Consider the following 16,701-nt stretch of genomic DNA (forward strand, 5'->3'; position numbering starts at 1 on the left):
GGCCCTGGAACAGGGCGGTCAGGACCGCGCGCGGCGCACGCCGACCCATTTACTGTGCCCCCGGCGCACGGCGAAGCCGCGCTGAGTTGCTGTCGGGGATCTTGGAGCTTCCCGGTGCGGCAGCATGGTCAACGGGCATGCTCGGGTAATTCCGCCGACCGACGCAGTTGTCGAGGTGCCCGTTGTCCCTTCGCTCCCGTTCCGGTGAGCAAGTCCCGCCTCTGACTGCGCACGTTGAACTACCTCGACCAGCGCGAGTTACCCCGGCTGAAGTCCTGGCGAACCCTGGGCAGCTGACCTCAGCATTTCCAAGATCCCCGACAGAGTCGCTCATTAGTTCGAGTTGACGCGCAAGGTCCTCGACGCCACCGGCATCGAGCCGGACGACGCCCCGGCCGCCTGCCGGTGGGCCGCCCTGCGCAACCAAGCCCACGGACTCGACATCGTCGCCACCGTCATCCACCGGGACGGCTGCTGGGCCCAGCTGCACAACGACGCGTACTTCGCGCGCTCCACCTGCGCTGACTCCGCCTACGACCGGGGCCTCGAGGAGCCGCAGTGACCAGGCGTCTACCACCCATCTACGGCCGGGCCAAATCGCGGATTCCGCGGATCCTCTCTCCCCGACGGCCCGACCACCCGGCTCCCGTTCACCACTCCCCTTCGAGGTAGACGCCGTGATCGCCCACCTGCAGCGTGCCAGCCATACCGCCGGCCTCCTTGAGTACCTGTACGGGCCAGGCGAGCGCGGCAACCACACCAACCCCCGCCTGATCGCGGGGGATGGCCACGGTGCCCCGATCGAGATGCTCGCCCAGACCGACGCGCCGACGTACCTGGCCCACGCCCTCGACGCACCCGTCGAGCGCCTCGGGACCCGAGCTCCCGAGCGGCCGGTGTGGGTCTGCTCGGTCCGCTCCGATCCCCGGCGCCCCGACCCGACCGACGCGCAGTGGGCCGAGGTGGCCCGCCGGATCGTGGCGGCCACCTGCATCGCGCCGGAGGGCGATCCGGACGCCTGCCGGTGGATCGCCGTGCGCAACCAAGCACGGCAAGTGCACGTCGTGGCCACCCTCGCCCGCGAGGACGGCAGCCTCCACAACACCTACCGCGACGCCTTCCGTCTCCAGACCGAGTGCTACCGCATCGCCAGCGAACTCGGCCACCTGCCCCCGGCCCCGCACCCGACACCCCGCGCCCAGGAGAACCACGTGCCTGCCCCCTACATCACCATCAGCGCAGAGCCCAGCGGCAGCGTCTCGGCGAAGGGCGCCAGCGACGACCTGTCCGCCACCCTCCTCAAGCACGCCGGTTTCCAGCAGATCGAGGACTGGTACGGCCGCCGCCACCGCCTGGCGACCACCACCCCGCAGGCTGAGCGCGTCGCCATCGCCTCCCACGCAGCCGAGATGCTCCGCGCCGCCCGGTACAGCGTCGATCTGGACCCCGACCTCGACACGAGTCGGTTGACCAGCCCGGCCAACCCTCTCGGGCTCTACACCGCCGGAGCCGAAGTCCTGCGGCTGACCGACCAGATCAGGGCTGCCGAGAACGGTGCCGACCTTGCCCAGGCGGTCGGTCACCTCCTTCATCCCGAGCACGGAGTCCTGGAACGCCTCCGGGAAGCTCTGGAGACGGCAGGCGAACAGATCACCGACCTCGACGACGAGGCGTACGCGCTCGCCGACCGGTTCGGCTTCGCTGCGGAGTTCGTCAGCGCGGCGCAATCTGAACTCGTCGGAGCGGGACGCGAACTGCACCGTGTCAGCGGCTCGCGGCAGGACCACGCCGGGGCGCGGACACGGTCCCCAGCCCCGCCCGACGCACGAAGCGCGGCTCTCGCCACGTCGCCCGCGGCGGACAGGGCCAAGGCGTCTTCGGCGCTTGGAACTCCGTCGCCGGAGGTCGGTACAGCCGTAGGTGCGCCGCAGGTCACAAGCCCTCGGACCCGTTAGACCGGCCAAGGTCCGAGGGGTCTGTCCAACCCACCCGGCACCGACCCACGCACCGCGCCCAAGGAGGAACAGTGCCCGAGTTCTATCCGAGCATCGGCGACGCCGTAGGCGTCGCGATGCAGCACAACATCCGGCTTGCCTACGGCCACAAGGCGTCCGGCCCCGACGCGTCCCTGCAGGCGCGACGCCTGCCCCACCCGTCGGCCGATCCGTACCCCGTCCCTGGGATGACAGCCCGGCTCACGGAGACAGCGACTCCCCATGAGGTCGCCCGAATCATCGAGGAGGTCAACGGAGCGCTCGGGGCCCTCCCCCAGCTGACCGAACTCGTGGCCGCAGCGGCCGACTGGACCCGAGCCCGGCTGACCTTCGAGAACCCGCACGACAATCCGACCTTCGAGACGTGGACCCGGCTGGTCGCCGCCACCCGCATGCTGCGGGACGTCCGGGAGGAGCTGGAGGTCGCCGGGGACAAGATCGCCGCGTGCCCTGTGCAACTCAGCGACCCCAAGTACCGCGACGAGGTGGCCGCACTGCGGACCAGGGAGCCGCTCAGCGATGTCCTCGGCAACGACGCGGTCGCGGACAACGAGCTGCCCGCCACCCAGAACCCGGAAGCGGACCGATGCCGAGCCGCCGGCGCCTCCTCCCCGCACGCCGGCACTCAGCGGACCGCGCCCTCCGTCGGCGCGACGTCCGAACCATCTGCCAGCGCCCCGCCACCCCGGTTGCCGCGATCCCGATGACCTCGGCCTGACTCGGCTGTCGCCCCCATCCCTGAACAGGAGCTGCCCGATGACCACCAGAAGAGCGCCGCGCGCCCCGCCTCGCCCTGTCCGCTCTCCCTCCTTGGACCCGCCATGTCCGCACCACGTACCAGCGCGCCCTCGACCACCACCGGCTCCGACGCGCTCATCTACCTCCTGTTCGGCGTCCTCGGCGTCGGCATCGCCTTCGGTTCCCTCGCCTGGCTGACCGGCAACCTCACCAACTCTCTCGTCGGCACCGGCCCCTGGGCGCCGTTCGAGGCCACCAACGCGCTGTTGCACCCCGCCGTGCTGTGGCCGCATCTGAGCCCCGCCGCTCTGCTGGTCGGCGCGCGGCTCGTCCCCGGGCTGCTCTCCGTCTGCCTCACCGTCACCGGTCTGCTGGTGTGGCTGCGGCTGCGCGGCGGTGCGAGGAACGGCCTCGCCCGCAGGCGGGATCTCGCCCCTCTGATGAACAAGGAGATCGCCGCCAAGGCGAAGAGCCTGCGGCCGAGCCTGTCCGGCCTCAAACCGAAGGACGTCGCTCCTGCGGACCGCGGGATCCTCCTCGGCACACACTCCCCGGGCCGGGCCGAGGTCCGCGCCTCCTGGGAGGACGTGATCGTCGCGATCATGGCCCCGCGCTCCGGCAAGACGTCCGGGCTGGCGATCCCCGCGATCCTCGCCGCTCCCGGCCCGGTACTGCTGACCTCGAACAAAGCGGCGAACGACGCCTTCACCGCGACAGTGGACGCCCGCGCCGAGGTCGGCACGATCTGGACGCTCGACCCGCAGCAGATCGCCCACCACCCGCGCGAGATGTGGTGGGACATCCTGGCCGACGCCCGCGACCTGGCCGGGGCGAAACGTTTGGCCCGGCACTTCGTCGCCGCCAGCGTCGACGAGTCCAGCGGTGCCGACTTCTGGTCCACCGCCGCGAGCAACACGCTGGGCGCGCTGTTCCTGGCCGCCGCGAGCCATCGGCGCCCGATCACCGACGTCCTGGCCTGGCTCGCCTCCCCCGCCGACCGCACGCCGGTGGACCTGCTCACCGACGCCGGCCACGAGGCGGTCGCCGCCCAGCTCCAGGGCACCGTCAGCGGGGCCACGGAAACGCGGGACGGCATCTACGAGACAGCGCGGCAGTACGCGAGCTGCCTGCTCGACCCGGACATCGCCGCCTGGGTCACCCCCGACAAGCGCCTTCCCGAGTTCAAGCCCTCCGCGTTCGCCACTTCCCGCGACACGTTGTACCTGCTCAGCAAGGACGGCGGCGGCTCGGCATCGGCGATCATCGCGGCGGCGGCCGACGCGGTGATGCGCGCGGCCGTGGTCGTCGCCGAGCGCTCCGGCGGGCGGCTCGACCCGCCTGCCCTGTGCGTCCTCGACGAGGCCGCTAACGTGTGCAAGATCTCCGATCTCCCCGACCTGTACAGCCACTTGGGCTCGCGGGGCGTGATCCCGATGACCATCCTGCAGTCCTACCGGCAGGGCCAGCGGTGCTGGGGCGAGGCCGGCATGGACGCACTGTGGAGCGCCGCCACGGTCAAGATCGTCGGCTCCGGCATCGACGACATCGACTTCGCCGACAAGTTGAGCCGCGCGATCGGGGAGCACGAGGTACGGACCGTCTCCGTCTCCCACTCCGACAGCGGCAAGTCGACGTCCGTGTCCATGCGCACCGAGCGGATCCTCGCCCCCGACGCGATCCGTGCGCTGCCCAAGGGCAAGGCACTCCTCCTGGCCACCGGCCTGCGCATCGCGCTGCTCGACCTCAAGCCCTGGTACAAGGAGCCGTCGGCGAAGACCATCGCGCCTGCCGCCGCCGCCGCCACGGCCACCATCACCGACCGCGCACTCGCGAAGGCGAACAACTCCGGCTTCGGGCGTGCGGCATGAGCGGGGTCTGGGACGTCCCCGCCGCCGAACGCGTCGCCGCCCTGCGGCGTGAAGCAGCCCACCACCCCGAGTCCGGAGCGCGGGAACTGTCGGATCTGGAACTCCTCAACCGGGCCTACGAGTCCGTCGTCCGCGACCGGATCGACACCCACGACGCCTACATGCGCCTGCTCACCGATCTACGCCACCACGACGACCAGGTCCGCGCCGGGGCCGTGGCCGGCTTCCGCCCCCAGATCGACCGCATCGCCCGCCACGTCGTCAACGAACACCTCAAGCCGTACTGGCAGTTGGTACACCGCGTCGAGCACCTGCCGGAACGGCTTTCCGCCGGGGACATCGAATCGCTGCGGTCCCAGGCGGCGTCGGTGCGGCACTGGCTACGCCAGGACGGGCCCGCCGAGGACCGGCTCGACCCCGGCGACGCCCGGGAACACCTCAGCGCCCTGCGCACCGTCCTCGCCGCGCTCAAGGGACGCCGGGACGTCTCCACGGACGACGCGCTGCGGCTCATGGACGCGGCTCTCAACGACGGACCGCTGCTCGACCTGTTCGAGGTCGGCACACCCGAACCGCTGCCCGAGCCCGCCCCACCCGCCTTCGCCGGACCCGGCTGGACAGTCCACGCCCACATGTGGACCTACCAGCCGGCACCCGACGACGGCTTCGTCACCGCCGTCCGGCTCGGCGACGAATGGCGCATCGACCTGTGGTCCCCCGCCGGCCCCCTCCTCGCAAGCGGCACCGCACCCGAGAACGACGTCGCCGCCCTCGCCGAAGCCCTCATCGCCCGAGCCCCGGCCTGGACCGCGGACCGCTCCGACTACGCCTGGCGCCGCTTCACCGACACCGCCGACGCCCTCCGGCACACCGACGACACCTCCCCACGAGTCCGGGCCGCAACCACACGCACCACGACACCCCACCGCCCCGCACCGCACACCCCACCGCCCACCGCGTCGTCCCTCCCGGCGTCCGCGCAGACGGCCCTCGACCGCGGCCGTCGCTGCTGACGGAGGGCACGCCGCTGCTCGGCCAGGCGTATCCGCATCGCAGTCGCCGGCCTCTGGACCGGGCACCGATCGACCGGGTCACCGCCCACGCGTGGTCTGAATGTCAGGGCGACATCTTCGACGCGCTCGCGGACGCCGAACCGGAGAACGGCCATCCGAACGGCTTCCCGCCTGGTCCTTCCGCTCCGGCACCCCCGTCCGGGCCGACGTCGACCTCACGGCCTGTCCCTCCCCTCTACCTGCTCAGGAGTCCCCTCGTGTCCTCGCGCACTCCGTCCCCTCATCCGACGCGTTCCGAACGCCTCGCCCAGTCACCGGTCGTCCGACGCGGTGGCCAGTGGTGGCTCGTCACCGGTTCCGAATCGATCCTCGCCACAGACCCGACGTTCACCAGCGAGCTGGACCGCTTCGCCGACGCGATGACCGTCGCCGACCAGGCCGTCGCCGATCTCCACTCGCAGCAGGACGACCCGCCGACTCCCCGCCCCGGGCGGCGGCGATGAACCCGCTGCTGAGCGCCGAGCAGGCGGTGCTCGGCGCGGTGCTGCTCGACCCCGGCCAGCTCGCGCACCTGGACTGGCTCGCGCCCGATCACTTCTACCGGCCCATCCACCAGGCGCTGTTCGCCGCCTTGCGCAAGCTCCGGACCGAGAACCATCCCGCCGTGGCGACCGGAGGACGCGTGCCGCTGTCCTGGGTGACGGGCGCCGTCGCGGAGGCCGGCAACCATGTCCGGGGGCTGACCGTGGTGTATCCCCACACCCTGATCTCGGCCTGCCCGCGGCCCGAGCACGCCCCGGTGTACGGCCGGATGGTGCTGGAGGGAGCTATCCACCGCAGCGTGACCGCGCACGCGATCCGCCTTCACCAGGCAGCCCGCGCCGACGCCCTCCAAGGTGAGGTGGAAGGAGCGCTGCACCATGCAGACGTCCTGGCCGGGGTGCTCGAAGACCTAGCGCGCCGCTGGGGGTCCGAACCGCGCCCGGCCGCCCCGGCGACACCGCCGCCCACAGCTCCCGTCGCGCCGCCGTCGGTACGAGCGGAACAGGTCGCCGAGGACGAGCAGATCCTGCTGGCGGTCCTGGCCGAGCGGCCGAAGGCGATGGACGAAGTCGTCGACTGGCTGCGACCCGGCGACTTCGCCGACCCCGCCCACGGCCAGCTCTACCGCTGCCTGGGAGCGCTGCACCACCGCGGCGAACCCATCGACCGGATCACCGTGCTGTGGGAAGCCCAGCGGCGCGGTCTGCTCGCCGACGGCACGCTGACCACCGAACAGCTCACCGCCATCTACGACGGCGTCGGCCCCGGCAGCGCCGAGTGGCTCGGCGAGCAGATCATGCGTTCCTCCGTCGCCCGTACGGCCGCCGCCTCCGCCCGCGCCATCCGCGCCCTGGCCGAGAACGAGACCCTGGCCCCTGGACGGCTCATCAGCCACGCCCTGCACGCGCTCGGGCCGCTCGACGAAGTGCGTGCCCGCTGGCAAGCCGCGAACGGCCACCCCGCTCCGGCGCCACCGACCGACGGGCCCCCGACCGCGCAGGTCCACGCCGCTCTCGCCCGCAGTACAGCGCGACCGGCCGCACGGCCCTCGGAATGCCCAGGCCCTGCCTCCACATCATCAGCCGCACGACCGCCCTCGCGTACCCACGGCTGAGCCGTCCTCCGCCCCCACCCGCTCACCAACCAACCCAGCCCATCCGACCGTCCCCACCTTGGAACGCCCCGTGGACAACACCCCACTCTCCGACGCCCTGGCCCTGCGCGCCACGGCCTCCGCCTTCGACGCCCAGCGCTGCAAGCTGCCGGGAGACCCCCACCGCTCACCCGACGTCGTCGCCGTCGCACGTCAGATCTCCGAACTAGGAAAGCTGGTCACCGATCTGGGCGACGAGGTCCTCTTCCGCGCCGCCGACCAAAACCAGGCGCCCCACACCGCTCGCGTGATCACCAACTTCGCCGCCGCCGTAGAGCCCGCAGGCGAAGCGGCTTCCGCCCTGGGAGCGGTGGCCCACCAACTCGCCTTCCTGGACCAGACCGAGAGTCTGCGCGACCAGCCCGACGCCAGGGATGCCCAGGAGGCAGCAGTACGGGTGATGGACGAAGCACTCGCCACCGCCGGCGCGGCACTGCACGACGGGGCCAATTCCCTGTACGCCGCATCGGCAACGGTCTCTCCCCCGCCCGCGCGGCTCCAGGCTGCCCGCAGCCGGTCCGCGACCACCGCGCGTTCTCCGGGTTCGCCGCCGCCCAACTTCACCACGGCCCCGGCGGCCCCCTCGGACCGAGTCGCACGTGGCCGGTGACATGGAACCCACCACCGCGCGAATGCCGTTGATCGGCTCGCTCTGCTCGGGTTACGGCGGTCTGGACCTCGGGGTCCAGACCGCGCTCGGCGGCTCCGTGGCCTGGCATGCCGAGATCAACCCCGACGCCGCGCGCATCCTGGCCCGGCACTGGCCCGGCGTGCCCAATCTGCAGGACATCACCGCCGTCAACTGGGCCGATGTGCCTCGGGTGTGTGTCCTGACGGCTGGCTTCCCTTGTCAAAGACGTCTCCGTCGCCGGCCGCCGGGCCGGACTCAACCCCCACACCCGCTCGGGGCTGTGGCTGCACGTCGCCCGTGCGGTCGAGGCCCTCCGCCCCTGCTTGGTGGTGATCGAGAATGTCCGAGGTCTCCTCACCTCGCCCGCCGGTTCCCCTGGCGACGTGGAATTCTGCCCGTGGTGTCTGGGAGACGACCCAACCCAGCCTCCTGTGCGGGCACTTGGTGCCGTACTCGGCTCCCTGGCCGATATCCGGTACGACGCGAGGTGGCTCGTGCTTCGTGCCTCCGACGTCGGAGCCCCCCATCGTCGCGAGCGCACCTTCCTCGCCGCTTGGCCCGCCGAGCACCCTGCTCAAGACCCCGACGAGCAACATCGGCAAGAACGGCGGCTCCCAGCATCCCTCGAAGAGGAAGAGCGGCGGCCACGGCCCGAACCTGGCCGACGAGGTGGAGTGGCTGCTGCCCACGCCGAAGGCGTCGGACGGGACCAAGGGCTCGCCGAACCAGCGGCACGGCAACGGGGACATGACGCTGCCGAGCGCGGCAGCATCGCTGCTGCCCACCCCGAGGGCGAGCGACACCGGCACCCCGGGCCGCCGTCCGGGCAAGGGCTGGCGCCCGCCCCTACCGGCGGTGGTCCTGCCGCTGTGGGCGGAGGCGGCCCCGGAGGCGGAGGGACCGACGGGCGATGGGGAGCGTACGCCTCCGCCATCGCCCGATGGGAGAACCTCACCCGCCCCGCGCCACCGCCCACCGACGCCGCCGGACGCCTGCGCGCCGACTTCGTGGAGTGGATGCAGGGCCTGGCCCCCGGCTGGGTGACCGCCACCCTAGGACTCGGCCGACCAGCTCAGCTCACCGCACTCGGCAACGGCGTGGTCCCCCAACAGGCCACCCGAGCCGTGCAGTTGCTGGCACCTCCCTTCCCGGGCTGTCCCCACTGCACCGCCCCGTAGCGCCCCCTTACCCGGTTTCCCCGGCCGCGCCAAATCGCGGAATCTCCGCATCCTGCTACCCATGCCGACCTGCGAAGGGAGCACCACCGTGACCTCCAGAAGAGCGCGCCGCACCTCGCCCCCGCCCTGCTCGCTCACTCCCTTGGATCCGCCATGTCCGACCCCAGCAAGGCCACCCCCGAGCCCGAGCCGTTCCGCGTTCCCGACGGCGACCTCGACGATCTCGCCAGCACCCTCGCCAAGACCATGGCGGAGGTACGCCAACACGGCGTCATCCTGGACCGCCTCGGCTCCGAGCCCGTCTCCACCCCTCAGCCCACCGCGGACACCTCCGCGGCAGGCGCTGCCGGCGCCGACAAGGCCGACGCCCCGGCCTCGGTGTTCATCCTCGCCCTGGGCGGCGAGGCGTACGCCGTCGAGCTGGCCGCGCTCAGCGACTGGGTGAACTACCTGTTCCTGCCCGTCTACGGACGGGAGATCAGCACCACCCGGCCGTGGTGCGACCGGTGGCACGAGCACCCCGAGGCCGTTGCCCGGCTGCACGCGCTCTGGCTCGCGTGGCAGCAGCTCACCGACGCCGAGGCCGGCCTTTCCGGTCCCTCGACGTGGCACCGCGACCACCTCGACCAGGCCCTGGTTCATCTCCGTGCCCCTGACGGCCCCTTCGCCGCATGCAAGACGAGCCCGACCCGGCCCAACCACCGCGTGCTGGCCACCCCGGCGCCCGAGCTGAGGGGAGCCACCCGGTGATAGCCGAACCCGACTTCCGCCTCTCCGACTTCGAGCCTGCTGACGCCGCCTCCGAACTCGCCGAGAGCAGCGTCTGGGCCGGAGACCTGACCGTGCTGGCCGAGCACCACACCACGCCGGAGGGGACGCACAGCTACCTCGTCGCCCACGACAGGTCGATGACCTGGGGCGTCCCCGGTGATCCGGCGCTCGTTGCCATCAAGATCACGCGGGACCTACGCGAGCGCACGTTCACCTTCGAGGCCGCGAACCACGCCAGCCTGGCGTTCGCCCAGAACTGGCTGATCGAGCATGGCTGCCCGCCCGAGCGGATCGCCCAGGCCAAGGGGGACTTCCTGAAGCCCGCCGACGATCTCACCCTCTGGGTCGAACGGCAGATCCGGGAGTCAGGCTCTCGTTACAAGGTCCTCGACAGCTGGACCTCGGACTTCGCCCCGTCCGAGACGTGGACGTTGACCCGTGACTCCAGCGCCGCTCAGGCACCGATTCGTGTGTTCCTCGAAGAGGGGAACGCCGACGCCCACACGTACACGATGCGCGAGGGCGCCTTCGCCGACGAGGCCGCCGCCCGGCACTGGCTGGAAGACCGCAGCAGTCCGCTGCCTCAGCCGCCGGACTACCGCGGTGAGGCCGCCGCCCGGCTGACCCGCGCCGCCCTCACCCGGTCATCGGGTGCCTCCGCGGTCCCGAAAGCCGGCCTCGACACGGGCAACGCGCCGTCGGCCGGAACGGCCCAGCGCCCGAACCCTCGGAGGCCGATGTGAGCCGCGCCCGCTTCGCCTTCGCCGCCCACCCGGACGCCATCGCGGACCTGCGTCAACTCCCCGACGAAATCCGCGACCTGGCGCTGCTGGAACTGCAGAACCTGGTCCACGGCAGCGACGACTGCCTGCCGCTGACCGGCCGTCTCGCGGGCTTCCACAAGGTCTACGTCGACCCGGCCGTCTCCTACCGGATGGTCATCCAGTTCCGCCCGGCCCCGCCCGCCTCGACCCACAAGCGCGAGATCTACCTCGTCGCGGCCGGTGCCCGGGAGGACTACGCGGTCTACCGCACGGCCCAGCTCCGCACCAACCGCACCGGCCTCAACCGGCCCGCCGACACCGACGCGGCGGCCGAGGCACGAGTCCAGGCGGCCCGGTCCCGATCCCCCCACGCGATCGACCCGACCGCGTCCCTCCCGGCCACGGCACCGGCGGCAGCCAGCCCCGCAGCCCCGGCCGCCTCCCGAAAGGCCTCCATGCGATGACCGCCGACCGCGCGTCCCTCGACCGCACCGAACTGGCCGGGCTGCTCACCGACGCCGCGCGGAGCGTCTCGGAGGTCCTGACGACCGAGTACCCCACCTCCGCCGGCCGCTCCTACCTGCATCCCGTCCTCGGCGCGCTGTCCGCCGGTCCCCGGGTGGTCCGCGAACTGAACGACCGGCTCGAAGAGTTCGTCGTCGAGGAGCCGCTGCCTTCCACCCCAGCCGGTCTGTTCACCCTGGCGTCCTACGCTTCAGCGCTCGGCTGGCTCACCGAGTCCCTCGCCGAGCTGACCGCCTCCGTGGACCAGATCTGCACGCGCGTCGGCCTTCCTGCCGAGCCGCCGGACCCGGCCTTCGTCGCGCCCTCGCCGACGGACCAGGACGACGAGTTCGACTTCGCGTTCAGCGCGATGGAGTTGGCCGCCATCCGGACAGCCGCCGAGGCTGCCGACCTCAGCCCCGGCGACTACGTCGAGGTGCTCTCTCGTTCCCTGCTCGCCGCCTCCCGGATCACAGACGCCTGCATGGAGATCTCCAGCGGCCTGCTCGAAGACGCCGCGTACATGCTCGGCGAGGCAACCGATCACGTCTGGATCGGCGAGGGCCCCGACAGCCTGCCCACTCTGGTGCGCTCCCTGCTCGCCCGAACGGACGCTGCCGAATGAACCCCCATGACATTGCGAAGCGGCCCGGCGCGCACCTGGTCACCGAGGAGTTCTGCATCGAGGACCCCTGGGCGCTGAGCAACGACCAACCACCCCGCGACCCGTGTTCCCCCGCCGGCACGACCGCCAAGCCCTCCCGCTCCCGCAGAAATCCCCAGAAGGAAGACCCCCATGTCCACCGTGATCTACACCCGCCACCTGGTCGAGCACCGGTACGGCCGCCCGCTGGAGGACCTCCAGCGCCACAGCGCGCATGGCGGTTCGGGAGATCCCGTTCTGCCCATCGTGCTGCGGCGGCTCGACGGCCTGGCCACGACGAACGCCCATGCCCGTGCCGCCCGCCGCAATCTCGACGCGGCCTGGCAGCGCTGCCGCTCCGGCGAACACGCCCTCGACGACCTCGTGCTGCGGTACGCGGCCGAAGTCGTCAACCTCGAACGCCGGGAGCAGTCGGAAGCCGAGGCAGTCTGGGACCTGCTGGACGTCCGCCTCCTCCTGGACCAGCCCGCCGCCCGCCGGCCTTCGGCCGCCCGGCGAACCGGCCCCGCGCCGGGCGATGAGGACCTCATAGCCGTAGCCCGCCAGGTCGCCGCCCGTCTGCCCCGGCTCAACCGCGAAGCCCTGCGCCAAGGCCTGCGCGCCCGCGGCATCCACGTCAGCAACCGCCGCCTCGGCACGGTGCTCCACCGTCTCCGCGCCGAGCGCGACCTTCACTGATCCGCACCCGACCGTTCGATTCACGCTTCCTCATAACGGAGTTACCGCCATGTCCGCCCTCGCACAACCCGCAACCTCCCAGATCGGCTTCGTCGACGCCCAGCGCGTCGAGGACGCACTGTCCCTGATAGCGCCGAAGTGGACCACCTGGTCGGCACAGACCCTGGCCCAGCAGGGCGGCCCCATGCGTGTGCGTGATGTCGCCGCCCGCCTCCCCTTCGTCAGCGAGCAGCTCGTCGGCAAGCGGCTGGCCCAGATGCACGATGACGGGCTAGTGATCCGAGCCGGTGATCGCCACGGTGCCCCGTACCAGCTCAGTGGGTTCGGCAACGCATTGTCCGCAGTACACCGGGCACTGTCCGACTGGTCCCACGCGCACCTGCCGCTCGGCAAGGTGGCCGGTGCCGAGCGCGTCGAGGACGCCGTGCGCCGGCTGTACCTTCGCCACTCGACCGCCGTGATCCAGGTCCTCGACGCGGGTGGGGCCATGCGGTTCGTCCACATCGCCGAACAGGCAGGACTGGACAACGGCTTCACCCGGCAGCGCCTGAACCGGCTTCAGCTCGACGGCCTGGTCACCAGCACCGGCCCACGCCACGGCGATCCGTACGTCCTGACCGCAGCCGGACGGGCGCTCGGCCCGGTCTACGCCGCCGTCGAGCACTGGAGCAACCCGTCGCCGCACCACGTCCCGCCCCTGTCCGGGTCGCGGCGGCCACGCGCACCGACACGGGCATCCCGCCGCGGTCGGACGGCATCCATACCTCAGCGGCCCTGCGGCGGAGCACCGCCGCGCCCAGCTCCCTGTTCAGCCACGCCCCGCAGCCACAACCGCGGGCACCGGGGCCGTGGCCGCTCAGTCGGCCTCCTCCCGGGGCCGGTGATCCGGGTGGCGCTGAGAATCAGCCGCTTCACGCCGTTGCCACGGCGCCCCCGTGCGGTCCAGCCGTTCGTTCTTCCGCGCACGCGGGCGCGTTCCCCTTCTACACCTCGGAGTCTCGACCGTGAACACCCAGCCCTACGACCAGCATCCCTATCAAGAGGTACTGGTCAGCCCCATGTACCTGGCCGGCTCCAACGGGACCGGGGACGCTGGCTTCGCCCCTGTCAGTCACTGGCCGCACCACTATCTCGACGAGGGCCCCTGCCAGCTCCTCGTCACCTCGCCCGACCAGCGAATACGGATCGGCTGGTTCGGCGACGACTTCGAACTGTGGAAGATCACCGCCGCCGAGGACGCCGTCTCCGCACCCCGCTGGACGGCAACCTTCAACCACGTCACCCCGGCCGAGATCGTCGCCGGGCTCACCAGCGCTCTGGCCCGCGACTACGCCGAAGCCGAGGCCATCGAAGGCAACGGGCGCTTCTTGACGAGCCCGTCGTTGTACTGGGCCAATGCCGTCCGGCCGCTGACCGATGCCGGCTGGACCCGCGACGGGGCGGCCGAGCGCGGCACTGTCGAGATCATGGCCCCCGACGGACAAGCAGGCGTTCTGATCGACAACCGCTTCTCTGACTGGGACGACGAAACCGTCAGGCTGTGGGCTGGTCCTCCGGGTTGGGGCACGCGCGCGGAAGCGGTCTTCACAGCCCGCACCCCGACCCACCTGGTCGCGGCGACCGCAGCCGCCATGTCGGACTCAGCCCCGGCGATTCGTGAGCGGCACCAGATCAACCGCAAGGTGGAGCACCTGGTCACGCTGGCCCCGGTCGGCCAAGCCGCCGATCCTCAGATCTCTCGTGCTCCGACCCCACTCGACGTGCGCCGCACCGCTGTCGTCCAAGCCGTCCACCGCGCCGCACGCGCCCCGCAGACAGCAGCCGACCTCCGCGTGGTGGCCGCTCGCAGTCGCACCGCGACTTCGGCACAGAATCTGTCGGGCAACCTCGCACACGCGGCCGCGGCCAGGCCGCCGGCCAGCCCGTCGGCCCCACGGCACAGCCGCTGACTCCCGCCCCCAGCCCCTCCGAGACGTCGCCTCTGACCGAAGCAGCACCTCCGAATACCGGGAGTTCCGCCATGCCCGACGCCACCGCACTCGATCAGGCCACAGCCATGATCGAGAAAGCCTGGGCCGCCCCCATCGACGTGCTGGAGAACCTCGCGGTCCGCCGCCCCGTCGAGGACCCTCTCCTCCGCTCAGCAATGCATATCCGATCGAGCCTCGTCGTCTCGAACAACGCGGTCGCCGTCCACCAGGAGCGTCTGCACGCCCTCACCCGGCCCGGTCATGTGCCGGCCTTCCACGACCTGGAGCGGATCACCAGCTCGGTGGTGGACCTGCGCGTCGCGCAGGCCGAGAGCCGCATAGCCCTGCAGGCGATCAGCCACGTGATCGAGGCCCGCGAAGCCGTCGTGACCGCGGACCGGGCACCGTCGCTCAGCCTGGCCCAGGCCGCTGTCGCCCGCTCCGCGCACGCGCCGCGTGCCCTGGGCCAACCACCGGACCAGCCCGCCCCGTCGGCCGCTGTCCGCCCCACGGTGGCCACGACCGGGCCCGGACGGTAACCGGTCAGCGGGAGTCTTCGTCGCGATGGGCCGCGCCGAACCGGGAGTCCATCGCGCGGGCCAGCTCCACCAACGTCAGCTCGACGCGCCGCCCGTCCGCGCTCCGACGCTCCACCACGGCTTCCCCGTCACGCTGCCTCCGGGCCTGGGTGCCCACGGCCCACTGCCCGTCGGCCACCATCGCGATGTCGCCCACTGTCCACGGCCGTCCGGCGCCACGGATCTTGCGCTCCAGCCCGGCACCGTCCCAGTGTCTGCTCGACTCCGCCACGGCCTGCCCCTTCTGCTCTGTACGGCCCTGCGCCGCAACCCGGTTACGACAACCGGCCGCGCCGATCCATTCCCCGGCCCGCCGACTCCGCTCTCCTCGACGGCCAGTTCGCCCACGGCAGACCTCACCTTCCCGGAAACGACTACGTACTTCGGCACACCGCATGTCAACGTACGGACCTCGGGAAAACCCGCAGGTCAAAGAAGGGACGCCCACTCGTGAACGCCTCCAGCACCCTCCTGCCAGCCGTCGTCCGCCCCGCCGTGGAGGAACCCGCCTGGCTCTCCAGCGACCACTGCGCGAGCCCGGTACTCAAACTGCTCGGCGGGCTCGGCTGGGCGATAGTCGACACCCCGGAGGCCAACGTGCACTGCACCAGCCCGGACGGCCGCGTCTACGTCGGCTGGCTCCCCGAGGACACCACCGCCTGGAGGCGCGGCATCGTCTGGCAGGTCCGGGTCCTCCCCGCCGACGCCGAGCCCTGGATCCAGGAGTTCGGCCTCGACACCCCCTCCGAGGCCGTGGCCGGGTTCCTCACAGCGCTCATCGCCAGCCGCTGAATCACCCGGCAGCCCGTCTTGCACGACCAGCCCGGCCTCGAAGCCCGCTGACGCTCCATCACCACGCTGTCTCACCCGCCCACCTCGCTTCCGGAGGTTCCCCGTGCCCCACTGCCTGACCGTCGGCCACCTGCTCCGCCAACTTCAGAACATCGACCCCGACCTGCCGATCCGCCTGGCCGTCAACCCCGACTGGCCCTTCGCGCACTACCTCGACACCGACGTCGTCGTGGGCGACGGCATGGCGTTCATCGCCGAGGACGGCCAAGAGGGCTACCTCCCGGCATCGGTCCGCAACGCCCTCGCCTGGGCCTGACCCTCCGTACCGACCCGTCCAGGAGGCCCCCGATCTCACCGCGATCCCACCCTTCCACTACCCACCCGCTGCACGCCCTCGCCGTGCGGCCCATGCCGCCGGGAGTGCGCGGCGCACTGGTCCAGCGCGTCTCCGCCCTCCCGGAGGGACCGCTCGACATCTCCTGGCTCCCGGCAGGCACCCCCAGACTCCCGCTCGGCCGTATCCGCCTGCGCTGGGAGCCTGCCTCCCGAGCAGGCTGGGACGTCACCGCCCACCTCGGCCTGGCCACCACCGAGGTCCTCCTCGCCTCCTGGCCCGCCGCCCCCGACGACTGGCCGCGCCTGGTCCGCCCCACCCTCCACGAGGTGACCGGCCTGTGCGCCGCCCTCGCGGTCGCCACCTTCGCCCTGGACCTCTCCAACCGCCTCGCCGAGGTCTGACCGCAACCGCAGAAGGTCGGGGAGCCCGAGAGGATCTCGCCCTCGGGCTCCCCCGTCTTACGACTCTTGTCGTTCTGGTCACCTGACGGTCGGTTTCGCCCGGGCCCACATTCAGACTGCAAGT

General features: G+C 71.8%; 21 protein-coding genes and 2 pseudogenes. 21 read left to right on the forward strand and 2 right to left on the reverse strand.

All coding sequences use genetic code 11. From position 1 onward, the window contains the following. The first annotated feature begins 343 nt into the window (after positions 1-343). From ABT057_RS43850 to ABT057_RS43930, 16 genes and pseudogenes are all read left to right on the forward strand, one after another. Complete coding sequence (locus tag ABT057_RS43850) at positions 344-562, forward strand: hypothetical protein (protein ID WP_352350009.1); 219 nt, start codon at positions 344-346, stop codon at positions 560-562. Positions 563-677: 115 nt separating this feature from the next. Further along, complete coding sequence (locus ABT057_RS43855) at positions 678-1,955, forward strand: hypothetical protein (protein ID WP_352350011.1); 1,278 nt, start codon at positions 678-680, stop codon at positions 1,953-1,955. Positions 1,956-2,026: 71 nt separating this feature from the next. Continuing rightward, entirely contained in the window at positions 2,027-2,701 is a 675-nt protein-coding gene (locus ABT057_RS43860; protein ID WP_352350013.1) for a hypothetical protein, read from the forward strand. A gap of 114 nt (positions 2,702-2,815) precedes the next feature. Beyond that, positions 2,816-4,600, forward strand: coding sequence for a type IV secretory system conjugative DNA transfer family protein (locus tag ABT057_RS43865; protein ID WP_352350015.1), 1,785 nt, complete (start codon positions 2,816-2,818; stop codon positions 4,598-4,600). Next, on the forward strand, positions 4,597-5,613 hold the full coding sequence (locus ABT057_RS43870) for a hypothetical protein (protein ID WP_352350017.1): 1,017 nt from the start codon (positions 4,597-4,599) through the stop codon (positions 5,611-5,613). Before ABT057_RS43865 ends, ABT057_RS43870 begins: the two co-directional genes overlap by 4 nt. 257 nt (positions 5,614-5,870) lie before the next feature. Continuing rightward, positions 5,871-6,116 carry a hypothetical protein gene (locus ABT057_RS43875; protein WP_352350019.1) on the forward strand — a complete coding sequence of 82 codons (246 nt, stop codon included), beginning with the start codon at positions 5,871-5,873 and terminating at the stop codon, positions 6,114-6,116. Then, the gene (locus tag ABT057_RS43880) at positions 6,113-7,270 is read left to right on the forward strand and encodes a DnaB-like helicase N-terminal domain-containing protein (RefSeq protein ID WP_352350021.1); all 1,158 of its coding nucleotides are present in this window, start codon (positions 6,113-6,115) and stop codon (positions 7,268-7,270) included. The genes ABT057_RS43875 and ABT057_RS43880 overlap by 4 nt, the downstream gene beginning before the upstream one ends. A 70-nt stretch (positions 7,271-7,340) precedes the next feature. Then, positions 7,341-7,919, forward strand: a complete 579-nt coding sequence (locus ABT057_RS43885) for a hypothetical protein (RefSeq protein ID WP_352350023.1) — start codon at positions 7,341-7,343, stop codon at positions 7,917-7,919. Positions 7,920-7,941: 22 nt separating this feature from the next. Further along, positions 7,942-8,103, forward strand: a pseudogene (locus tag ABT057_RS43890) (DNA cytosine methyltransferase); the annotation flags it as partial. A 121-nt stretch (positions 8,104-8,224) separates the two neighbouring features. Further along, positions 8,225-9,118, forward strand: coding sequence for a DNA cytosine methyltransferase (locus ABT057_RS49320; RefSeq protein WP_502974066.1), 894 nt, complete (start codon positions 8,225-8,227; stop codon positions 9,116-9,118). A 153-nt stretch (positions 9,119-9,271) separates the two neighbouring features. Beyond that, a complete protein-coding gene (locus ABT057_RS43905; protein ID WP_352350027.1) occupies positions 9,272-9,868 on the forward strand; it encodes a DUF4913 domain-containing protein in 597 nt (198 codons plus the stop codon). Beyond that, positions 9,865-10,632, forward strand: a complete 768-nt coding sequence (locus ABT057_RS43910) for a glycosyl hydrolase (protein ID WP_352350029.1) — start codon at positions 9,865-9,867, stop codon at positions 10,630-10,632. Before ABT057_RS43905 ends, ABT057_RS43910 begins: the two co-directional genes overlap by 4 nt. Further along, positions 10,629-11,117, forward strand: coding sequence for a hypothetical protein (locus ABT057_RS43915; RefSeq protein ID WP_352350031.1), 489 nt, complete (start codon positions 10,629-10,631; stop codon positions 11,115-11,117). Before ABT057_RS43910 ends, ABT057_RS43915 begins: the two co-directional genes overlap by 4 nt. Continuing rightward, on the forward strand, positions 11,114-11,782 hold the full coding sequence (locus ABT057_RS43920) for a hypothetical protein (protein WP_352350033.1): 669 nt from the start codon (positions 11,114-11,116) through the stop codon (positions 11,780-11,782). Before ABT057_RS43915 ends, ABT057_RS43920 begins: the two co-directional genes overlap by 4 nt. Positions 11,783-11,953: 171 nt before the next feature. Beyond that, a complete protein-coding gene (locus tag ABT057_RS43925) occupies positions 11,954-12,499 on the forward strand; it encodes a hypothetical protein (RefSeq protein WP_352350035.1) in 546 nt (181 codons plus the stop codon). Between the two features lie 184 nt (positions 12,500-12,683). Then, positions 12,684-12,821, forward strand: a pseudogene (locus ABT057_RS43930) (winged helix-turn-helix transcriptional regulator); the annotation flags it as partial. Here ABT057_RS43930 and ABT057_RS43935 read toward each other — a convergent pair. Next, positions 12,771-13,163 (reverse strand): hypothetical protein, encoded by a 393-nt coding sequence (locus ABT057_RS43935; RefSeq protein WP_352350037.1) that lies wholly within the window; start codon positions 13,161-13,163, stop codon positions 12,771-12,773. The pseudogene ABT057_RS43930 and the gene ABT057_RS43935 overlap by 51 nt on opposite strands. Before the next feature lie 394 nt (positions 13,164-13,557). Between ABT057_RS43935 and ABT057_RS43940 the strand changes: the two genes are divergently transcribed. Further along, positions 13,558-14,448 (forward strand): SPDY domain-containing protein, encoded by an 891-nt coding sequence (locus ABT057_RS43940; protein ID WP_502974067.1) that lies wholly within the window; start codon positions 13,558-13,560, stop codon positions 14,446-14,448. Positions 14,449-14,519: 71 nt separating this feature from the next. Then, complete coding sequence (locus ABT057_RS43945; protein ID WP_352350041.1) at positions 14,520-15,008, forward strand: hypothetical protein; 489 nt, start codon at positions 14,520-14,522, stop codon at positions 15,006-15,008. A 4-nt stretch (positions 15,009-15,012) separates the two neighbouring features. Here ABT057_RS43945 and ABT057_RS43950 read toward each other — a convergent pair whose 3' ends face one another. Continuing rightward, on the reverse strand, positions 15,013-15,279 hold the full coding sequence (locus ABT057_RS43950; protein ID WP_352350043.1) for a hypothetical protein: 267 nt from the start codon (positions 15,277-15,279) through the stop codon (positions 15,013-15,015). Positions 15,280-15,497: 218 nt separating this feature from the next. On the opposite strand from ABT057_RS43950, the gene ABT057_RS43955 reads away from it, so the two are divergent. The 3 genes from ABT057_RS43955 (at position 15,498) to ABT057_RS43965 (ending at position 16,577) form a co-directional block, all read left to right on the forward strand. Further along, positions 15,498-15,839 (forward strand): SPDY domain-containing protein, encoded by a 342-nt coding sequence (locus ABT057_RS43955; protein WP_352350045.1) that lies wholly within the window; start codon positions 15,498-15,500, stop codon positions 15,837-15,839. A 103-nt stretch (positions 15,840-15,942) separates the two neighbouring features. Further along, positions 15,943-16,155 carry a hypothetical protein gene (locus ABT057_RS43960; protein ID WP_352350047.1) on the forward strand — a complete coding sequence of 71 codons (213 nt, stop codon included), beginning with the start codon at positions 15,943-15,945 and terminating at the stop codon, positions 16,153-16,155. A gap of 92 nt (positions 16,156-16,247) precedes the next feature. Next, a complete protein-coding gene (locus ABT057_RS43965; protein WP_352350049.1) occupies positions 16,248-16,577 on the forward strand; it encodes an esterase in 330 nt (109 codons plus the stop codon). Positions 16,578-16,701 lie beyond the last annotated feature (124 nt).

The sequence above is a fragment of the Streptomyces sp. NPDC002588 genome, from assembly GCF_040295925.1.
Lineage (GTDB): Bacteria > Actinomycetota > Actinomycetes > Streptomycetales > Streptomycetaceae > Streptomyces.